This window comes from Elusimicrobiota bacterium (assembly GCA_041660925.1).
GTDB lineage: Bacteria > Elusimicrobiota > Elusimicrobia > UBA1565 > UBA1565 > JBAZUV01.
Map to the genome: position 1 here is coordinate 60091 of JBAZVI010000006.1, position 17558 is coordinate 77648.

Consider the following 17558-nt stretch of genomic DNA (forward strand, 5'->3'; position numbering starts at 1 on the left):
CGTACTTGAATCCCCCCCGTCGGTCTTCCACCCTATGAGGACCATGGCGGAAGAGCGGCACATCCTCGTCGTCGACGACGACGAGTCGCAGTTGGATTTCTGCGCCACCGCGCTCCAGCTCTCCGGCTACCGGGCCTCGGTCGCGGCGACCTCCGAGCGGGCCCTCGCCCTCCTGCGTTCGGCCCCCTTCGACGCCGTGCTCACCGACCACATGGGAGAGCGCGAGGGGCGCTCCTGGGTCGCGGTCCTGCGCGCCGCCCAGCCCTCGGCCGCGGTGCTCGTGATGACCGCCCGGCCCGCCCTCGCCGACGCGCTCGCCGCGGTCGCGGACGGAGCCCGCGACTACCTCCCCAAGCCCTTCAGCGCCGCCCGTCTGCGCGAGTCCCTCGAGCGCTGCCTGCGCCCGGCTTCGGAGGTCCCCGGCCGGCAGGTGGACTGGCTGCGCGTGCTCTTCGAGGACTTCCTCAGGAAGCTGGCGAGCTCCCCGGCGGCCGGCGCCGCCGGCCGCGTTCGCATCACGGTGGAGACCGTGCTTCCCCCCGAACTGCCCGCGGGAGCGCTCGCGGAGCTGCTCAAGCGCTTCGCCCCCGAGCTCGCGCCCTCCCAGGAGTCCCCCGCACCGGAGGACCAGCCCCTGCGCCGCTTCGGGCGCTACGCGGTACTGCGCAAGATCGGGAGCGGCTCGATGGGCAGCGTCTACTACGGCCTCGACGAGCGCATCGGACGGACGGTCGCGCTCAAGACGATGCGCCTGGACCCGCGCTGGGACGCGGAGACGCTCGCGCGGCTCAAGCGCCGCTTCTTCCGCGAGGCGGAGGCGGCCGGCCGGCTCGACCATCCCGGCATCGTGCGCATCTACGACGCCGGCGAGGACGGCCCCGCCGCCTTCATCGCGATGGAGTACCTCGAGGGCGCGGACCTCTCGCTCTGCGTGCGGCCCGAGGCGCCCATGCCCGTCCTCGACGCCGTCGCGGCCGTCGCGGCCGTCGCTCGGGCCCTCGACCACGCGCACCGGCGCGGAGTCATCCATCGCGACGTGAAGCCCGCGAACATCGTCCGCCTGGCGCAGGACGGCTCCGTGCGGCTGACCGACTTCGGCATCGCGCTCTGTCCCGGCTTCGAGGAGGAGGGCGGCGGCTGGGTCGGCACCCCGTACTACATGAGCCCGGAGCACATCGCCGGCCGGCCGGTGGACGGCCGCGGGGACCTCTTCGCGCTGGGGGTCGCGCTCTACGAGCTGCTCGCCGGAGAGCGGCCCTGGAAGGGCGGGGAGGCGCTGGAGTCCATCCTCTTCCAGATCGCGGGGGAGCCCCCGCCGGACCTCGCCGCCCTGCGCCCGGGCCTGCCGGCGGTGCTGCTCGGCGTCGTGGAGCGCGCGCTCGCGAAGGACCCGGTCGCGCGCTACCAGACGGGCGCCGAGATGGCCCAGGCCCTCGAGGCCATCCTCTCCCGCGGCGGCCGCTGAGCGGACTCAGCGGGCCGCGGCGGCCTTCGCCTTCACTTCGCGGGTGAGCTTCTCCAGCCAGACGCCCTTGCGGTGGTCGTAGGTCTTCACCACGACCTTGTCCGGATAGAGGAACAGGGAGTTCGACCACAGGTCCTCATGCGTCGTCGTCTCCTTGTCGCCGGCGCGGAGGTAGCTGCGGCCGTCCATGTCGGGGGTGTGGACGTTCAGCACGCGCCCGTCGAAGAGGTTCACCTTGTGCGCGTAGTGCGCGTTCACGGGCGCGACATGGACGTGCCCGGACGCCCACAGGACGACCTGCGGGTTCTTCCGGAGGATCGCCCGGATCCGCTCGTGCGGCTGGGCGACGAAGCCGTCGCGCTCGGAGGCCGCGTTCTTCGTGCGCAGGGTGCCCTTGAGCGGGGCATGGAAGAAGACGGCGGTCGGAGCGTCCTTCGCGCGGGAGAGCTCCCCCTCCAGCCAGGCCAGGCTCCCGCTCGAGAGCGCGGCGTTGTAGTTCGTCTCGAGGTCGTCGGGGGTCAGGAAGACGAGGAGCCAGCCCCCGAGACGGCGGGTGTAGCGGACGGAGTCGAGGCCGAAGGCCGCCCGGAAGCGCTCGAGGTTGGCCGTACGCTCGCTCGCCCCGGCCCGGCCCATCTTCCCGTCGACCATCGCGTAGGCGTAGTCGTGGTTGCCGCCGACGGGGTAGACCGGCGCCTGAAAGCCCCCGAGGTAGGCCTTCGCGGCCGCGAGCTCCTCCGGAGTCCCGACCCCGTTGCAGAGGTCCCCCAGCACGGCCACGCCCTCGACGTCCGCCCAGGCGTTCACATCGGCGCGCGCCTTCTCCTTCATCGCCCCGCTGCGGCCCGGGAGGTGAGGGTCGGCGAGGAGGACGAGCCGGTGATAGGCCTGCTCGGCGGCGCATAGGGGCGCCGCCGAGGAGAACAGGAGCAGGAGGGGCAGAAGACGCAGAGCGCGGAGGAGGCGGGAGGTCATGCCGGAATTATATGATAGCCCCCATGAAGACATCGACCCTCGCCGCCCTTCTCCTTTTCGCTGCGCTCCCGCTCCGGGCGGCACCCGAGCTCTCCCGCTCCGACTTCAACCGCCTGGCGGCGAACGCGGGGCTCCCCCTCTTCTGGACGGGCGTCACGACCGACACCGCCGCCGTGCGTCCCGGGGACCTCGCCCCGGTGGGCTCCGGGATCGGCCTCGAGCGCTGGGTCGCGGAGGGACGCTTCACCCCCGCCTTCCAGGAGGCGTACGCCGGACTCGTCGAAGCGCGCCGCCGCGAGGCCGTGCGCGCGGAACTCGCGCAAGGGCGCCCCGTGCTCCTTTCATCCGACTTCCGCGACGCCTCGAGGGAAGACCGCGCCCTCGTCGAACGCATGGCCGCCGCCGCCCGGCTCGTCGACGAGCTCTACGAGCGCCAGAAGGGCTCCCATGCGCTGCGGGCGTCCCTCCCGACGGACCCCGAAAGCCGCGCCCTCTTCGAGCGCGCCCACGGCCCCTGGTGCGAGGCCCCGGAGACCGAGCACGACCCCTTCTGCAGCGCCCTGCCCGGCTTCCCGCCGCATCGCTCCGACGCCTACCCCTCCGACCTGAGCGAGGGCCCCGCCCTCTGCACGGAGCTGCGGGCGCGGCCCGACGCCAAAGTCCTGCTCGACCCCTTCAAGGTGGTCCGGCGAAAGGACGGGAAGCTCGTCTCCCTCCCCCTCACCGCGGCCTACGGTCCGACGATGCGCGCGCTCGCCGCGGAGCTGCGCGCCGCCGCCCGCACCCAGGGCCGCGGCGAGGCCGCGCTCTCCGCCTACCTGCTGGCGGCGGCCCGCGGCTTCGAGGCCGACGACTGGGCCGGCGCCGACGAGGCCTGGTCGCGCATGGACGGACGCAACAGCCGTTGGTACCTGCGCGTCGCCCCCGACGAGACGGAGTTCGAGGCCTGCCAGGAGAAGGCCGGCTTCCACCTCTCCTTCGCGCGCATCGACGCCTCCTCGCTCTCCTGGCGCGAGCGGCTCCTGCCCCTGCGACAGGAGCTCGAGGACGCGCTCGCGAAGCTCGTCGGCCCGCCGTACAAAGCCCGCAAGGCCGGCTTCGCCCTGCCGGAGTTCATCGAGGTCGTCCTCAACGCGGGAGACTCCCGCACCGCGCTGGGCGCCATCCTCGGGCAGTCCCTGCCCAACTGGGGGACGGTGGCCTCGGAAGGGCGGCGTCGGACGGTCGTCATGACGAACATCGGGACCGACGCGGATTCCCGGCGCATCCGCAGGGAGAAGGGCGCGGAGCTCGTCGACGAAGCGACCCTCGCGATCCTCAGCGACGACCGTGAACCCGAGCTCCTCGACACCATCCTCCATGAGGCCTCCCACAACCTCGGGCCGGACTCGAACGCACGCATCGACGGGAAGACCCCCGCCGAGGTCTTCGGCGGGGAGCTGGAGGCCGTGCTCGAAGAGCTCAAGGCCGAGACCGCGGCGCTCTGGTACGCGGACTTCCTGCGGGCCAGAGGGCTCATCGACGAGCGGCGCCTGCGCGAGATCTATACGGAAGAGCTGCTCTGGGCCTTCGGGCACGTCCAGGAAGGGATGTTCACGCCGACCGGTTCCGCCAAGCCCTACGCCCAGCTCGCCGCGATCCAGATCGGGAGCTTCCAGGAGGCCGGCGCGCTCGTCTGGAGCCCCGGCGCCGACGGGGTCTCGCGCTTCAGGATCGTCTACGAGAAGATGCCGGCGGCGGTGGAGACCCTGCTCGCGAAGGTCGGACGGCTGAAGGCCGCCGGGAACGCGGCGGAAGCGAGGGACCTCGTCGGGCGCTTCGTCACGGGCCCCGACGCGGCGAAGGTACGCATGCGCGAGGTCCGCGAGCGGCTCGCGCGCTTCCCGAAGGCCAGCTACCTCTACAGCGTGCGTTACTGAGGGCTCAACGGCCTCTAGCCGCGTCGTCGGGGCCCCGGAAGCCCGCGACCTGGCGGTGATGCGCGCACAAGGTCTGTTCTCCCACCCGGATGAGCCCGTGCCTTTTCAGGCAGCGATGCGGCGCGGCGTAGGTGGACGGCTGAGTCACGGCCTCGCATTGCCTCATCTTTGCCCCCTATACATCATTTAAAAGTGTGCCTCGGTAGCAGGCACCTGGATACACGTTTAAAGCCACTCTCTCATGAGGGCTTTGATCTGCGACTGGTACGGCACCCCGTGGAGGCCGGCCTTCTCCTTGAACGCGGAGAGCAGCGGCTCGGGGACCTTCATGCTGATGAGCCGGCTCGGATGGGCCCCGCCGTGCAGGCGGCGGTAGTCCTCGAGATAGCGGAGCACGCTCTCCGCGCTCATCCTGCGCGAGCGCGCGAGGTACTCCGCGGTGAAGACGTGGAGCCCGCTCACCCGCGGGTCACGCGCCCGAAGGAGGTGGGGACCGCGGCGGGCCGCACGCGGCGGCGCTCTTCGCTGGCGGCCCGACGCAAGGCGGCCGAGCCCGCGTCCTCCTCCGTCATCCTCTTCTTGTCGTCCATCCAGGCGTCCATGATGCTCATGCTCGTATCCCTCTGAGCGCGCGGACGTCCTCGAGGTCCTGAGGACGGCCGGCCGCTTCTTTCATCCGGATGAGTTCGTCCTTCTCCACGATCGGGAGGCTGAGCCGTCCCGCCCGCAGCCGCCGCACCCGCTTGCCGGCGAGGTCGTCGGTCAGCACGATGTCGACGAGGGCGCCGGGCTCGTCGGGACGGTGGAAGCCCCAGGAGTGTACGCCCCGCCGCCGCACGAGCTCCTCGCGGAAGGCGAGGACTTCGGCCGCGCTCGCGGGCAGCCGGGGGAGGAACCCGATGCCCGCGAGCGCGGCTTCCGCGTCCTCGAAGTCCTTGCGGCGCAAGCGCAGGAGGAGGTCCAGGTCCAGCGTGCCGCGCAGCGCCCCGTGCAGGGCGACGGCGTAGCCGCCGACGACGGCGAACTCGACCCCCTTCGCATCGAGCGCTCCCGCGACCTTCTCTATCATCATATATACCAAGTATATATGTTTTCAAGCACGCGGAGTCAAGCGGAAAAGACCACGGAAGAAGTTGATATGATAGGGGCCCCTCGATGGAACCCATCGTCTCGGCCCAGGGACTCGTCAAGCGCTACGGCGACTTCACCGCCGTGGCCGGCATCGACTTCGAGATCCGCCCCGGAGAGTGCTTCGGCCTCCTCGGCCCCAACGGCGCCGGCAAGACGAGCACGGTCGGGATGCTCACCTGCACGCTCCCCCTCAGCGGCGGGGACCTGCGCATCTTCGGCCTCGACGCGCGGTCGCATCCGCGCGAGATCAAGGCGCGGCTCGGGGTCTGCCCGCAGGAGAGCAACCTCGACACCGACTTCACGCTCACGCAGAACCTCACCGTCTACGCGCGCTACTTCGACATCCCCCAGGGAGAGGCGCTCGCGCGCGCGAAGGAGCTCATCGCGCGCTTCCGCCTCGAGGACAAGGCCGACGCCTGCGTCGACGACCTCTCCGGCGGCCTGCGCCGGCGCCTCCTCGTCGCCCGGACCCTCGTCAACCGCCCCGAGCTCGTGGTCCTCGACGAGCCGACCACCGGGCTCGACCCCCAGTCCAAGCACCAGATCTGGGACGAGGTCCGGGCGATGAAGGCCGCGGGCTCGAGCATCCTCCTCACGACGCACTACATGGAGGAGGCCGCGCTCCTCTGCGACCGCCTCATCATCATCGACGCCGGACGGGTCCTCGAGGCCGGCGACCCCTGCGGGCTCATCTCCAAGCACGTCGGAGGGATCGGCACGCTGGAGGACGTCTTCCTCAAGCTCACGGGGAAGGCGCTGCGCGAATGAACCCGGGACTCGTCAGCCGCCGCTGCCTCCATGTCTGGCGCCGCAACTACGACGTCAGCCGCCTCACCTGGAAGACGAACGTCCTCCCCCCGCTCATCGAGCCCCTGCTCTACATCTTCGCCTTCGGCTTCGGTCTCGGCGTCTACGTCCAGCACATCCAGTATCAGGGACGCTCCTTCGAGTACCTGACCTACCTCGCCCCCGGGATGATCGCCGTGGGCACGATGTTCCACGCCATCTTCGAGTGCATGTACGGCTCCTTCGTGCGCATGCGCTATCAGAAGACCTTCGAGGCGACGCTCTGCACCCCGCTGCTCATCGAGGACATCCTCGCCGGCGAACTGCTCTGGGGCGCGACGAAGGGGGTCTTCGGCGGCCTCGCGGTCCTCGTCGTCTCCGCCTGCTTCGGCCTGACGGCGTGGCCCCACGCCCTCCTCGTGCTCCCCGTGGCCCTCGTCTCCGGGCTGATGTTCGCCGGCTTCGGGCTCCTCTTCGCCGCCGTCTCCCCCTACATCGACAACCTGAACCTGCCCACCTTCCTCTTCATCAACCCGATGTTCCTCTTCAGCGGGACTTTCTTCCCCCTCGACGGCATGCCGCTCTGGCTGCGCGCCCTCTCGCGCCTTCTCCCGCTCACCCACGTCGCCGACCTCATGCGCGCGTCGACGACGGGCCTTCTGAACGCCGGACTCCTCTCCAGCGCGCTCTACCTGCTGGTCCTGACGCCGCTGGTGTGCGGGTATGCTATGTGGCGAATGAAGAGAAGGTTGATCAAGTGAAGACCAACCCTTCCTTAACTCCCTTCCCCTCGGGGAAGGGGCAGGGGAGAGGGAGAACTCCCTCAAACCGACATTTCCCCCCTCCCGGCCCTCCCCCGCAGGGGAGGGAGGGCCGGAAGGTCGCCGCCTCTGTCATCCACTACCTCTTCGTCAAACGTCTCTCATCCTCACGCCTCGCGGAATTGGTCGTTCTCTATAAGGCCGCGGGATGGTGGAAGCGGGGCGACACGCCCGCCCTGCTGCGCCGGATCGTCGCGGGCAGCCACTGCTACATGCTCGCCGTCGAGAGCGGCCGTCTCGTCGGGATGGGCCGCGCCCTGAGCGACCGCGCGAACGACGCCTACATCCAGGACGTCTTCGTGACGCCCGAACGGCGCGGCCGCGGGATCGCCTCCGCGCTCGTGCGCCGCCTCGAGCGCCGCCTGCGCTCCGACGGCCTGCGCTGGGTCGGCCTCATCGCCGCCGACCGCTCGCGCCCCTTCTACGAGAAGCTCGGCTTCCGCCGGATGAAGGACGCCGACCCGATGCTCAAGGAACGATGAACCTCAAGAAGATGACGCCGGCCGACGCGCCCGCCCTGCGCCCCTACTTCGTGCGCGGGGTCCCCGCGCTCTCGACCTACGCGCTGCCCTCCCTCGCGGCGTGGAGCGGCTGCCTCTACGACTCGCTCTACGCGGAGGAGGGCGGCTCCCTCATCCTCGCCGAGGCCTCGCTCGAGGACCCGAAGAAGCGCCACCTCCTGCTCCCGCTCTGCCCCGAGCCGGAGCGCTCCCCGCGCCTGCTGCGCGAGCGGGCGCTCGCGCTCGGCTTCCCGGAGGTCCGTTATGTGCCGCAGAGCTACGTGGACCTCTGGACCCGGGAGGAAGTCGAGTCCCACTTCAACCTCGTCGAGCAGCCGGAGTACGCGGATTACGTCTACCGCCGCGAGGACCTCGCGGAGCTCGCCGGCCGGCCCTACGCCAAGAAGCGCAACCTCGTGCGCCAGTTCGAACGCGAATACATGGAGAAAGGCGGCGTGAAGGTCGAGGAAGTCACCGCGCTGAACGCGGGACGCTGCGCCGAGGTGCTCAGGGATTGGCGCTCGGAGAGCCCCGAGAAGGGCTGGAACGCGGTGCTCGAGTGCGAGGACCGCTCCATCCGCCAGGCCTTCGAACACTGGGACGCGCTCGGCCTGCGCGGCGTCCTCGTCGCGATCGACGGCCGCGTGCGCGGCTTCGGGGTCTCCGCCCCGCTCACCGCCGACACCGGGGTGCTGGTCTTCGAGAAGGCGTCCGACGAGGTGAAGGGCCTCTACCAGTTCCTCGACCGCGAGTGCGCGCGCCTCCTCTTCCCCGGGATGGAGTTCGTCGACAAGGAGTGCGACCTCGGAGACCCGGGGCTCGAGAAGGCCAAGCGCTCCTATCACCCCGCCTTCCGGGTGAAGTCCTTCCTGCTCGTCCCGAAGTGACCGACGCGGCCGACGCGCTTCGACGCTCGACGGCCGCGGGCCGTTCACTCGTCGAGCGCCTCCCCGCGCCGAAGACCATGGTCCCCCTGTCGCATTAGGCCCAAAGCCTGAAAGCGCGTCAGGACATTGGGCCCATCTCCCTCCCCCCCGGCCTTTGTACCCTCCACAAGCCGCACGATCCTAACGCCGAGGGGGTCGCACCATGCGTTCATGCCTGCGCAGCATCCGTCTGGATACCGCCGTTCTCGTGTCGTCCTGTATCATCTTCTCTCAAACCGTTTTCGCGCAGAACGTCACGGCTCCGGCGTCCATCGGAGCGGTGCCGCTCGCCGGACTGAACGCCTCCGCGGCCGCCTCGACGCTCAGGATCGACCCCTTTTCCCCTTCCTTAGGGATGGGTCTGCCGGCGCTGACGCCGCCGGTCCTCCCCCTCCAGCCCGGCGCGCTGAACGTCGCGGCGAAGGCGCCCTCCGCCCGCCTCGAGACGATCGTGCGGGCGGCGACGCTGCACCTGCCCGACGCCTTCCGGGCGGCCTTCGTCCCCGCCGCGACCGTCAAGGACGGCGTGCTCCCCGCGATGCAGGCGGCCGCGGCGTTCACGGCCCTGCCGCAGGACGGGAAGCCGGGCGTCGACGCCCGCCTCTCCGCGGAGGTCTTCGACGGGGCCGTCGAGGGCGGAGCGGCGCAGGACCTCGGCACGGCGGTCTCGGCCGACCTGCCCTCGGACCCGGCGCCCCGCGCCCGGCTCTCGACGCTCTATCCGCGCGTCGTCTTCCTCCAGGACGTGTTCACCGGACCGGCGCCCGACGCGGTCGTCGCGTATCTGCAGAAGATCGTCGACGCCGGCGCGCACGTCGTCTTCCTCACCTGGCGCCCCCAGAAAGGTCCCGATTCCGCCGAGGAGATCCTCCTCGGCCGCATGAAGGCCGGGCGCGAGAACCCCGTCATCGTCGTCAGCTACAACGGCGGGAAGGTCGCCCTGCACGGCCGCGCCGCGGACCCCAAGCCGATCCTCCCCCCCGACGCGCCCCGGATCGCGGATCTCTCGGGCTTCAGCGCCGAGGAAGACTCCGTCCTCCACGGCATCACGGCCTCCCTCGCCAAGCCCCTCCACCTCAAGGAAGCCCTCGCGGAAAGCCGCCAGGTGTCCGACGGGCAGCTCCTCTCCTACGTCGTCTCGCTGCCGGCCTCGGTGCCGGAGGAGAAGGTCGCGCCGCTGCGCGAGGCGCTCCTTAAGAAGTACAACGCCTCGCTCAAGGCCGCGGGCCTGCCCTATCAGGTCGCCGCGCATCCGAGCGATCCCCGCGCAGTGATCACGCATTCGATGCCCCTGCGCTTCTCCCTCCCGCGGGTCTTCCAGGCCCTCGCGGCGCAGTTCCCGGACGAGAAGCTCGGCGAGCATCCCGAGAAGCTCCTCATCCTCACCGACTCGATGAATTCCCCGAAGTTCACCTCCTCCTTCCCGACGGGAAGCGAGATCCAGGTCGTGCGCTCGGGCGCGGACGTCGAGCAGACCCTCGGCGCGGTCCTCGGCGACCGCCAGCTCGACGCCGTCTCGCTCAAGCTCGGCAAGCTGCGCGGCTACCTCGAGTACTGGGAGCCCTCCCACAGCGCCTACCGCCCGTCCTCGGGCGGCGGAGCGCGGGTGGCCTCGGACGCGGAAGGACGGGGCCAGCACCAGAAGTTCACCATGTTCGTCGGCGGGATCATCTACCAGCTGATGAACGAGATCTACGAGAACGTCTGGCGCGGACAGGACCGCCTGGCGTCCCTCGCCCAGGTCCAGGCGCGGCTCGCCGACATGTGGAAGCGGCCCCTCGAGAACGGCGTGCCGGTCTCGAAGTCGATGGCCGCGCTGCTCAAGACCGCGGGCTGGAAGTCGAACCGCGGCTACCTCGACTACGCCACGAGCTTCCTGACGAACTACTGGCTGCGCGAATTCGCCGCCTACGGCACCGCCGCTCGCGACATCCGCGACAACCTCGTGAGCCTCTCGACGGACCGCAAGAGCCTCATCACGCTGGAGTTCTCGTCCCCCTCCACGAAGAAGCTCTACCGCATCCACACGCGCATCCCCCGCCTCATGCGGCGCGACAGCGACGAGGGCCGCATCCTCACCGCCTACGCCTACCGCAGCGGCAAGGAGACGCCCGACGACGGAGAGGAGGCCTACGCCGAGATCCTCGCGCTGGCCATCCTCAAGGGACACGGCCGCAAGGGCGCCGACGGCCTCTGGCATCACGGCGCGGCGGACGGCCCCCTGCTGGGCAAGCTCCGAGTGCAGTTCGAGTATCGTTCGAGCCACCGGACCTGGGAGTTCGACCCGAAGGAATTCCTCACCATCGAGGAAGGGCGGGAGAGCCAGGGGCCCATCGTCCGGCGCCTGACCGCGGCGATCGAGCGCATGGAGGCGGACTCCGCCTACCAGAAGCATTACGAAGAGCAGGAGGAGCGGGCCACCGCGGAGGACCTGGCCGCGGAGCAGGCGACGCCGCTGCCGGCGGACGCCGTCGAGCCCGCCCCGGACGCGGAGGCGAAATGACGCGCCCCGTCGCGCTCGCGCTCGTCCTCGCGCTCCTCGCACAGCCGGGGTCGGCGGCGTTCGTCGCGCCGACGCCGGTCCCGGTCGCCGGGACCGTCCTCCCCGCGGCCGGAGTCTCGGCCGCGGTCCCGTTGACGGCTCCGCTCGTGCCGGGCACGATCCTCGAGAACCCCGCGCCGGACCTGGGCCTACTGCCCGCGGCCGGGGTCCTGCCCGCCGTCCAGCCGGCGCAGAGCGCCGACGCCGCGAAGGCGCCGCCGCGCATCGAAGCGGCGGTCTCGCCGGTCCCGGCCGCCGCGGCCGCGAAGCCGGCCTCGCGCCGCGGGAAGCGGAAAGCCGCGGCGGCTTCGTCCGCCGAGAGTCCCGCGCCGGCGACCTCCGCGGGCGCCTCCGACCCCGGCCTCCCCTCCGAGGGGGAAGCGCCTCAAAGTGCGGGGGAGACGCTCACCCTGCTCGACCCCGCCGCCGACGGGGCGGCCCTGTTCGACGGCGCGTCCGCCCGGCCCGCCGGGAGCGCGGAGCTCCCCGCCGAGTTCGCGGAGCAGCCCGCGGAGACCTTCGACCTGCGCTTCAGCCGCGACGCGAAGAAAGCGCTGACCGACTCCGAGCTCACCGCTTCCATCCGCCTCGTCAACGGCTCCGGCTCGCAATGGTACTGGGAGCGCTTCGTGCCGGGCAGCATCCTGCGCATCATGACGGGCGGAAAGACGATGTTCGCCACCCGCGTCATGGACGCGCGGACGGTGGAGATCGGGAAGCTCGCGCGCGAGGACTTCCAGGGCGTCTATCCCGCGGCGATGCTCGAGGAGCTCAACGAGAAGGGGCGCATGAAGTGGACGGCCGCGAAGCTGCGCGCGAAGCTCCTCGAGGACCTCACCGCCTACCAGCGCTTCGGCAAGCGCGGCGCCCCCCGCGCGCTGAGTTCCTCCGACAAGGTCCGCGTCCTGCGCTTCATGTCCTATCAGGAAGCGAAGCTCCTTCCCGAGAACCGCGACGAGCCCGTCCTGACTCCGCGCCTGCGCGCCCCGCTCGAGATCCCGGCGTCCCTCTCCTCCCTGCCCCGCGTACTCCCCAAGGTCGTTTTCCTCGACCTGCGCCTCCTCTCCGCTCCGCTCTCCTACGACCTCATCGAGGACATCGGCAAGCTGATGAAGGCGGGCGTCTACTTCGTCCTCGTCTCCGAGCGCCCCCAGGAGGGCCCCGGCTCGGTGAAGGAGCTCCTGACGGGCGCTCTCACGCCGCGACAGCGCGACGACCTCGTCACCTATAAGCTCCTGAGCCTCAGCGACGACGGGAGCACCCTGAGCACCCTCAAAGGAGCGTTCCCGCAGGAGCTGCCGCTGCGCCGCTTCTCCGTCTCGGAACTCGACCTCCTCGAGCTCGCGGCGCGCCGGCTCGGCGCCTCGGTCCTGAGCCTGCACGGCAAGGAGTCCTCCTTCGCCCTGCGCGCGGGCGCCCTCGCCGCCGACTTCACGAGGGACCTCCGCGCGGCGCTCGGCCGGCTCGGCGTCGACGCCGGCGCCTGGTCGTTCGCGTACTCCGAGCGCGAGGGGAAGACGACGCTGGTCCTGCGCCCGCGCTCGCTTGCGGGAGCCGTCCCGGAGGTCCTCGACGCCCTGCGGGAGAGCGAGGGGACCTACGTCAACGCGAGCGACCTCCTCGTCGTCAGCCGCGACGCGGAGCTCCTGGCCGCGACGCGGGGCGCCGTTCAGCCCTCGGAGCACGCCCCGGCCCTGGAAGGGGCCGCGCTCATCGAGACGTCCCTGGCCGCGATGCTGGGGGACTACCGTCAGAACGTGCCGGGAGACCTCGCCGCCTCGGCGTCGAAGATCTCCGCCTTCCTGCAGGGCTACAAGGACTCCGGCGGCTCCCGCGGGAACGTGTACATGCTGATGGGCCACGTGATCCACTCGTCCTTCAACTGGGCGGTGTGGATCTACCGCAACACCGGAGCCCTCCCGCCGGCCGAGGCCGTCGTCGAGCGGGCGGTGAAGACCTGGCAGCACGAGGACCGCGAGCGCGTCGGCAACATCCTCGACGAGCCCGGCAGCTCGATGGCGGACTACCTGCAGGTGACGAAGACCCGGCTGCGGAACATGCACGCGCAGCTGGCGGACCAGCTCGCGCAGTATCCCATCGTCGTGGGGACCGAGCTCCCGAACTTCGCGGTCCTCGGCCGGGCGAAGAAGAGCCGCGGCGGGATGCTCTACTACCGGGACGTCCTGCGCTACGTCTTCGACCTCGTCCTGGCGCGGCGGACCCCGGAAGGCCTCGAGCTGCGCGTCGTGGACTTCAAGACCGGCCAGACGCCCACGCTGCAGAACCTCACGAAGGACACCCAGGTCCTCCTCTACGACGCCCTGCCCCGCTCCGCATGGCCCGAACTGCCCCTGCCCTACGGCGTCGGCGGGACCCCGGAGAAGGTCTCCAAGCTGGATGTCGCGTTCATCTTCCCGACCGCGACCTACGTGCCGGCCATCACCGACTGGGGGCGCCTCGCGTTCGCGAAGTTCCTCAAGAACGTGATGAACCGCATCCGCAAGCACAACGCGCCGCCCGCCGAGAAGAAGGCGGAAGCGCCTCCGGCGCCGGCCTGGGAGCTCAAAGCCGACGCCCCCGCGATGATCGAGGTCCAGGGCGTCGGCTACTCGAGCTATGAGCCGGTCCGAGTGGCGAAGGTCACGCGGACGAGGGTCTACGCCGAGCACGGCGCCGGCGGCAAGCCGGTCGCCTTCGACCGCAAGACCGGTCTGCAGACGGGTTCCGGCGTCCCGGGCGTCTCGATGAGGATCCTGCCGGTCCCGGCGGCCGGGGTCCCCTCGGGGGTCCGCATCGCCGGCGAGCATCCCGTCGACAGCGCCGCCCGCTGAGAGAAGACTCGGAGCGTCCGCCGCATCGGTCCTTTGCCGATGCGGCGGAATTCGCTAGAATAACCCCGACGCAACACCCCCCCTGGAGGTTTTGATGAGCAAGATCACGAGCGTGTCCGCGATGGAGATCCTCGATTCCCGCGGCAACCCCACCGTCCGCGTCTTCGTCGGCCTCGACAACGGCGTCCGCGTCTCCGCCTCGGTGCCCTCGGGCGCCTCGACCGGAGAGAACGAGGCCGTCGAGCTGCGCGACGGCGACAAGAAGCGCTACGGCGGGAAGGGCACGCTCAAAGCCGTCGCCAACGTCAACAAGCTCATCGCCCCGAAGCTCCTCGGGCTCGACCCCTTCCAGCAGGCGCAGATCGACCGCCTGATGATCGAGCTCGACGGCACCCCGACGAAGGCCAAGCTCGGCGCCAACGCGCTCCTCGGCGTCTCCATGGCCGTCGCCCGCGCCGCCTCCGAGACCGCGAAGGTCCCCCTCTACGCCTACCTGGGCGGGGCCTGCGCCAAGCGCCTGCCGGTGCCGATGATGAACATCCTCAACGGCGGCAAGCACGCCGAGAACTCCGTCGACCTCCAGGAGTTCATGGTCATGCCCGTCGGCGCCCCCTGCTTCGCGGAGGCCCTGCGCTACGGCGCGGAGACCTTCCACGCCCTCAAGGGCATCCTCAAGAAGAAGGGCTACGCCGTCGGCGTGGGCGACGAGGGCGGCTTCGCGCCGGACCTCAAGAGCAACGAAGAGGCGCTCGACGTCATCCTCGAGGCCATCGCCGCGGCCGGCTACAAGCCCGGCAAGGACATCGTCATCGCGCTCGACCCGGCCGCCAGCTCCTTCTTCGAGGACGGCGCCTACAACCTCGCCAAGTCCGGGCAGGGGAAGAAGACCACGGCACAGATGAACGCGATGTGGAAGTCCTGGTGCGCCAAGTACCCGATCCTCTCCATCGAGGACGGCCTCAACGAGAACGACTGGAAGGGCTTCACCGAGATGACCGCCGGCCTCGGCTCGAAGGTCCAGATCGTCGGCGACGACCTCTTCGTGACGAACTCCAAGTTCGTCCGCCGCGGCATCGCGGAGAAGGCCGCCAACGCCGTGCTCATCAAGCTCAACCAGATCGGCACCGTGACCGAGACCGTCGAGACCATCGAGCTCTGCCGCAAGGCGGGCTGGAGCTACGTCATCTCCCACCGTTCGGGCGAGACCGAGGACGCCTTCATGGCGGACTTCTCGGTCGCCATGCACGGCGGGCAGATCAAGACCGGCTCCGCCTGCCGCAGCGAGCGCATCTGCAAGTTCAATCGCCTCCTCGAGATCGAGGCGGAGCTCGGAAAGGCCGCGGAATTCTCCTCACCCTTCGCCTGCGCCCAGTCGCCGAAAGCTGCCGCTGTGGCCGCATAAGTTCCAAGGCCTGTCTGGACAAGGGGCCCTCCGACCATCGTCGGAGGGCCCCTTCTTTGCGCCTATCGATGGGCTCTCGTTCTCCCCGAATCGTGCGCCGCATCTCCCCCACCTCCCCATTCGAGGGCGGTGCCGAGCGCCCTTGATAAGGTTATAATCCCGCGCAGTGAGAACGCTCCTCTTCCTGCTCCTCCTGCCCCCCGCCGCGTACGCCCGCGCGGGAGACGACGGGCTGCGCTCCTACATCTGCTCGGAGCCCTATGCCCCCTTCTTCGCGGCAGAGCCCCAGCCCGACGGGAGCGTCCTCATGGTCCCGAAGAGGCGCGGGAGCGCCGCCCCGGTCTTCCGCGTCCCCAACAGGGACGGACGACGCCGCATCTTCGTGGCCGGCGAATCGGCCGCCGGGCTCCTCTCCGCCGTCGACGACGACGGCAGGGACCCGCTGGTCCGCGCGGCCGAACGCCTCGTGCCGGAGGGGCCGGGTGTCGAAGGCGTCAACTGCGGCATGGGCGGCTACGACTCCGAGCGCATCCTCCGGGTCGTGCGGGAGGTCGCGCGCTACGGCCCCGCCGAGATCGTCGTCCTGAGCGGGAACAACGAGGGGGTCGCCGACGACTGCCCGGGTCTGCGCGCGCGCCTGCGACGCGGACTGCGGGAGGCCGAGGAGCGCCTGCGCTCCCTGTTCTCCGATGCGCGGGCCGTCCGCCATGCGATGCGCCTCGAGCGTCACGAACGGAACCTGCGCCGCATGGCGCGCGCGGCCCGCCGCGCAGGGGTCCGCCTGGCCTTCTGCACGCTCCCCGTCGACCTCCGAGACGTCCCGCCCTCCTCCCCCCCCTATCCGGCCTCCGCCGGGCACTTCGCCGCCCGCGCGGCGGCCGAACGCGGGGAACTCCGGACGGCGCGCGGCCTTCTCGAAACGCTCCTGCGGCACGACCCCCTCGACGCCCATGCCCACTACGCGCTCGCCCGCCTCCTCGAGCGGCTCGGTGAGTCCGCCCCGGCGGCGGAGCACTACCGCCGAGCCGTCGAGTGGGACCCTTCCGCCGGCCGGGCGACCCCGCGCATGAACGAGGCTCTTCGCCGCGTCGCCCGCGAGGAAGGCGCCTGCCTCGCGGACCTCGAGTCCCTCTTCGCGAGCGCGCCCGACGCCCGGAGCTTCAGCGACGGGGTCCACTGGCTGCCGAGCCGGACCCCCGCCGTCGACGAGGCCGTCCTGGGCGCGCTGGCCGCCTGCGCGGGCCGCGCCGCGCCCGTCCGCCCCCCCGCGCTCCCCGCCGGCCCCGCGCCGCCCGCCCCCGCGACGGCGCGCCGCCTCCTCCTCAACGCGCTGCGTGTCCTCCAGACCGCCCGGGGCGGCGGCGACGGGGACATCGACGAGGCCGCCCTCGCCTACCTCCGCCGCTCCGACGCGCTCGACCGCGAGAGGCTCGAGCGCGCCGCCTCCTCCCGCGCCGGCCTGGAGGGAGCCCTTGAAGAGAACTTCTTCGTCCGGGGACTGCGCGAGGACGCCGACCGTCTCCGACTCGCGCTCCTGCGCCATCTCGGAGAACTCCGCCGCCGACAGAGAGCCCTTCCCGCCGCCCTTCGCCTCACCGACGAGGCCCTCCGCCTCGATCCGGGCGCGCGCGCGACGCAGGCCCAGCGGGCGCTCATCCTGGCCGCCATCGGCCGCCGCAAGGAGGCCGAAGACGCCTTCGAGACGCTCATCGCCGGACCTGATATGCGGCAGGACCGCGGCGCGGAGCTCCTCGCGCTCGCCCGCGCCTACGGGCTGACGCCCCGGCCTGAGCGTGCCGCGGCCGCGCGGCGCAGCGCCAAGGCGCTCTCCGACGAGGGAGTGCGCCTCCTGCGCTCCGGGGACGCCCGTGCGGCCGAGACGGCCTTCAGCGCGGCCCTCCGGGCCGAACCCCGCAGCATGGAAGCCCACCTCAACCTCTGCGCCGCGCTCACGCGCGCCGGCCGCCGCCAGGAGTCGCTGGAGCGCTGCACTCAGGCCGTGCGAACGGCGGAGGGAGCCCCGATCCTGCGGGAGCAGGACCGTTCCTTCCTCCCGAGCGCACTCGCGGCGCGCGCGCGCGCCCGGCGGCTGGCGGGCGACCCGCAGGGGGCCGCCGTCGACCTCCGCGCCGCCCTGCGGAGCGCCCCCCGCGATTGGCCTGAGTCCGCCGCCGTCCGCCGGGAACTCGAAGCCCTCGAACGATAGCCTGGGAGTCCCCGCTTCATCTCCGCGACGATGAAGCCGCCCCTCTTCCAAGGG

The 17558-nt window shown here is 71.1% G+C and carries 14 protein-coding genes; 10 read left to right on the plus strand and 4 right to left on the minus strand.

Features of this window, described 5'->3' with window-relative positions; genetic code table 11:
• The first annotated feature begins 43 nt into the window (after positions 1 to 43).
• Positions 44 to 1465, plus strand: a complete 1422-nt coding sequence (locus tag WC969_09675; protein MFA6030111.1) for a protein kinase — start codon at positions 44 to 46, stop codon at positions 1463 to 1465.
• A 6-nt stretch (positions 1466 to 1471) separates the two neighbouring features.
• Here WC969_09675 and WC969_09680 read toward each other — a convergent pair whose 3' ends face one another.
• Positions 1472 to 2440 (minus strand): metallophosphoesterase, encoded by a 969-nt coding sequence (locus WC969_09680; GenBank protein MFA6030112.1) that lies wholly within the window; start codon positions 2438 to 2440, stop codon positions 1472 to 1474.
• Between the two features lie 23 nt (positions 2441 to 2463).
• On the opposite strand from WC969_09680, the gene WC969_09685 reads away from it, so the two are divergent.
• On the plus strand, positions 2464 to 4359 hold the full coding sequence (locus WC969_09685) for a hypothetical protein (protein MFA6030113.1): 1896 nt from the start codon (positions 2464 to 2466) through the stop codon (positions 4357 to 4359).
• Between the two features lie 225 nt (positions 4360 to 4584).
• Here the strand turns inward: WC969_09685 and WC969_09690 are convergent, their stop codons facing one another.
• The 3 genes from WC969_09690 to WC969_09700 are packed head-to-tail and all read right to left on the minus strand — an operon-like array spanning position 4585 to position 5431.
• Positions 4585 to 4821: a hypothetical protein gene (locus WC969_09690; GenBank protein MFA6030114.1), complete on the minus strand. Its 237-nt coding sequence runs from the start codon at positions 4819 to 4821 to the stop codon at positions 4585 to 4587.
• Entirely contained in the window at positions 4818 to 4970 is a 153-nt protein-coding gene (locus WC969_09695) for a hypothetical protein (protein MFA6030115.1), read from the minus strand. The genes WC969_09690 and WC969_09695 overlap by 4 nt, the downstream gene beginning before the upstream one ends.
• Complete coding sequence (locus WC969_09700; protein MFA6030116.1) at positions 4967 to 5431, minus strand: hypothetical protein; 465 nt, start codon at positions 5429 to 5431, stop codon at positions 4967 to 4969. Before WC969_09700 ends, WC969_09695 begins: the two co-directional genes overlap by 4 nt.
• An 83-nt stretch (positions 5432 to 5514) precedes the next feature.
• Here WC969_09700 and WC969_09705 point away from each other — a divergent pair, with 83 nt between their 5' ends.
• The 8 genes from WC969_09705 (at position 5515) to WC969_09740 (ending at position 17504) form a co-directional block, all read left to right on the plus strand.
• Positions 5515 to 6258, plus strand: a complete 744-nt coding sequence (locus WC969_09705) for an ATP-binding cassette domain-containing protein (protein ID MFA6030117.1) — start codon at positions 5515 to 5517, stop codon at positions 6256 to 6258.
• Complete coding sequence (locus WC969_09710; protein MFA6030118.1) at positions 6255 to 7037, plus strand: ABC transporter permease; 783 nt, start codon at positions 6255 to 6257, stop codon at positions 7035 to 7037. Before WC969_09705 ends, WC969_09710 begins: the two co-directional genes overlap by 4 nt.
• Positions 7038 to 7219: 182 nt before the next feature.
• Positions 7220 to 7579, plus strand: a complete 360-nt coding sequence (locus tag WC969_09715) for a GNAT family N-acetyltransferase (protein ID MFA6030119.1) — start codon at positions 7220 to 7222, stop codon at positions 7577 to 7579.
• Entirely contained in the window at positions 7576 to 8484 is a 909-nt protein-coding gene (locus WC969_09720) for a phosphatidylglycerol lysyltransferase domain-containing protein (protein MFA6030120.1), read from the plus strand. The genes WC969_09715 and WC969_09720 overlap by 4 nt, the downstream gene beginning before the upstream one ends.
• A gap of 202 nt (positions 8485 to 8686) precedes the next feature.
• Positions 8687 to 11026 (plus strand): hypothetical protein, encoded by a 2340-nt coding sequence (locus WC969_09725; GenBank protein MFA6030121.1) that lies wholly within the window; start codon positions 8687 to 8689, stop codon positions 11024 to 11026.
• On the plus strand, positions 11023 to 13896 hold the full coding sequence (locus WC969_09730; protein ID MFA6030122.1) for a hypothetical protein: 2874 nt from the start codon (positions 11023 to 11025) through the stop codon (positions 13894 to 13896). Before WC969_09725 ends, WC969_09730 begins: the two co-directional genes overlap by 4 nt.
• 91 nt (positions 13897 to 13987) lie before the next feature.
• Positions 13988 to 15298: a phosphopyruvate hydratase gene (gene eno, locus WC969_09735; GenBank protein MFA6030123.1), complete on the plus strand. Its 1311-nt coding sequence runs from the start codon at positions 13988 to 13990 to the stop codon at positions 15296 to 15298.
• A gap of 166 nt (positions 15299 to 15464) precedes the next feature.
• A complete protein-coding gene (locus WC969_09740) occupies positions 15465 to 17504 on the plus strand; it encodes a tetratricopeptide repeat protein (protein ID MFA6030124.1) in 2040 nt (679 codons plus the stop codon).
• The last annotated feature ends 54 nt before the right edge of the window (positions 17505 to 17558 follow it).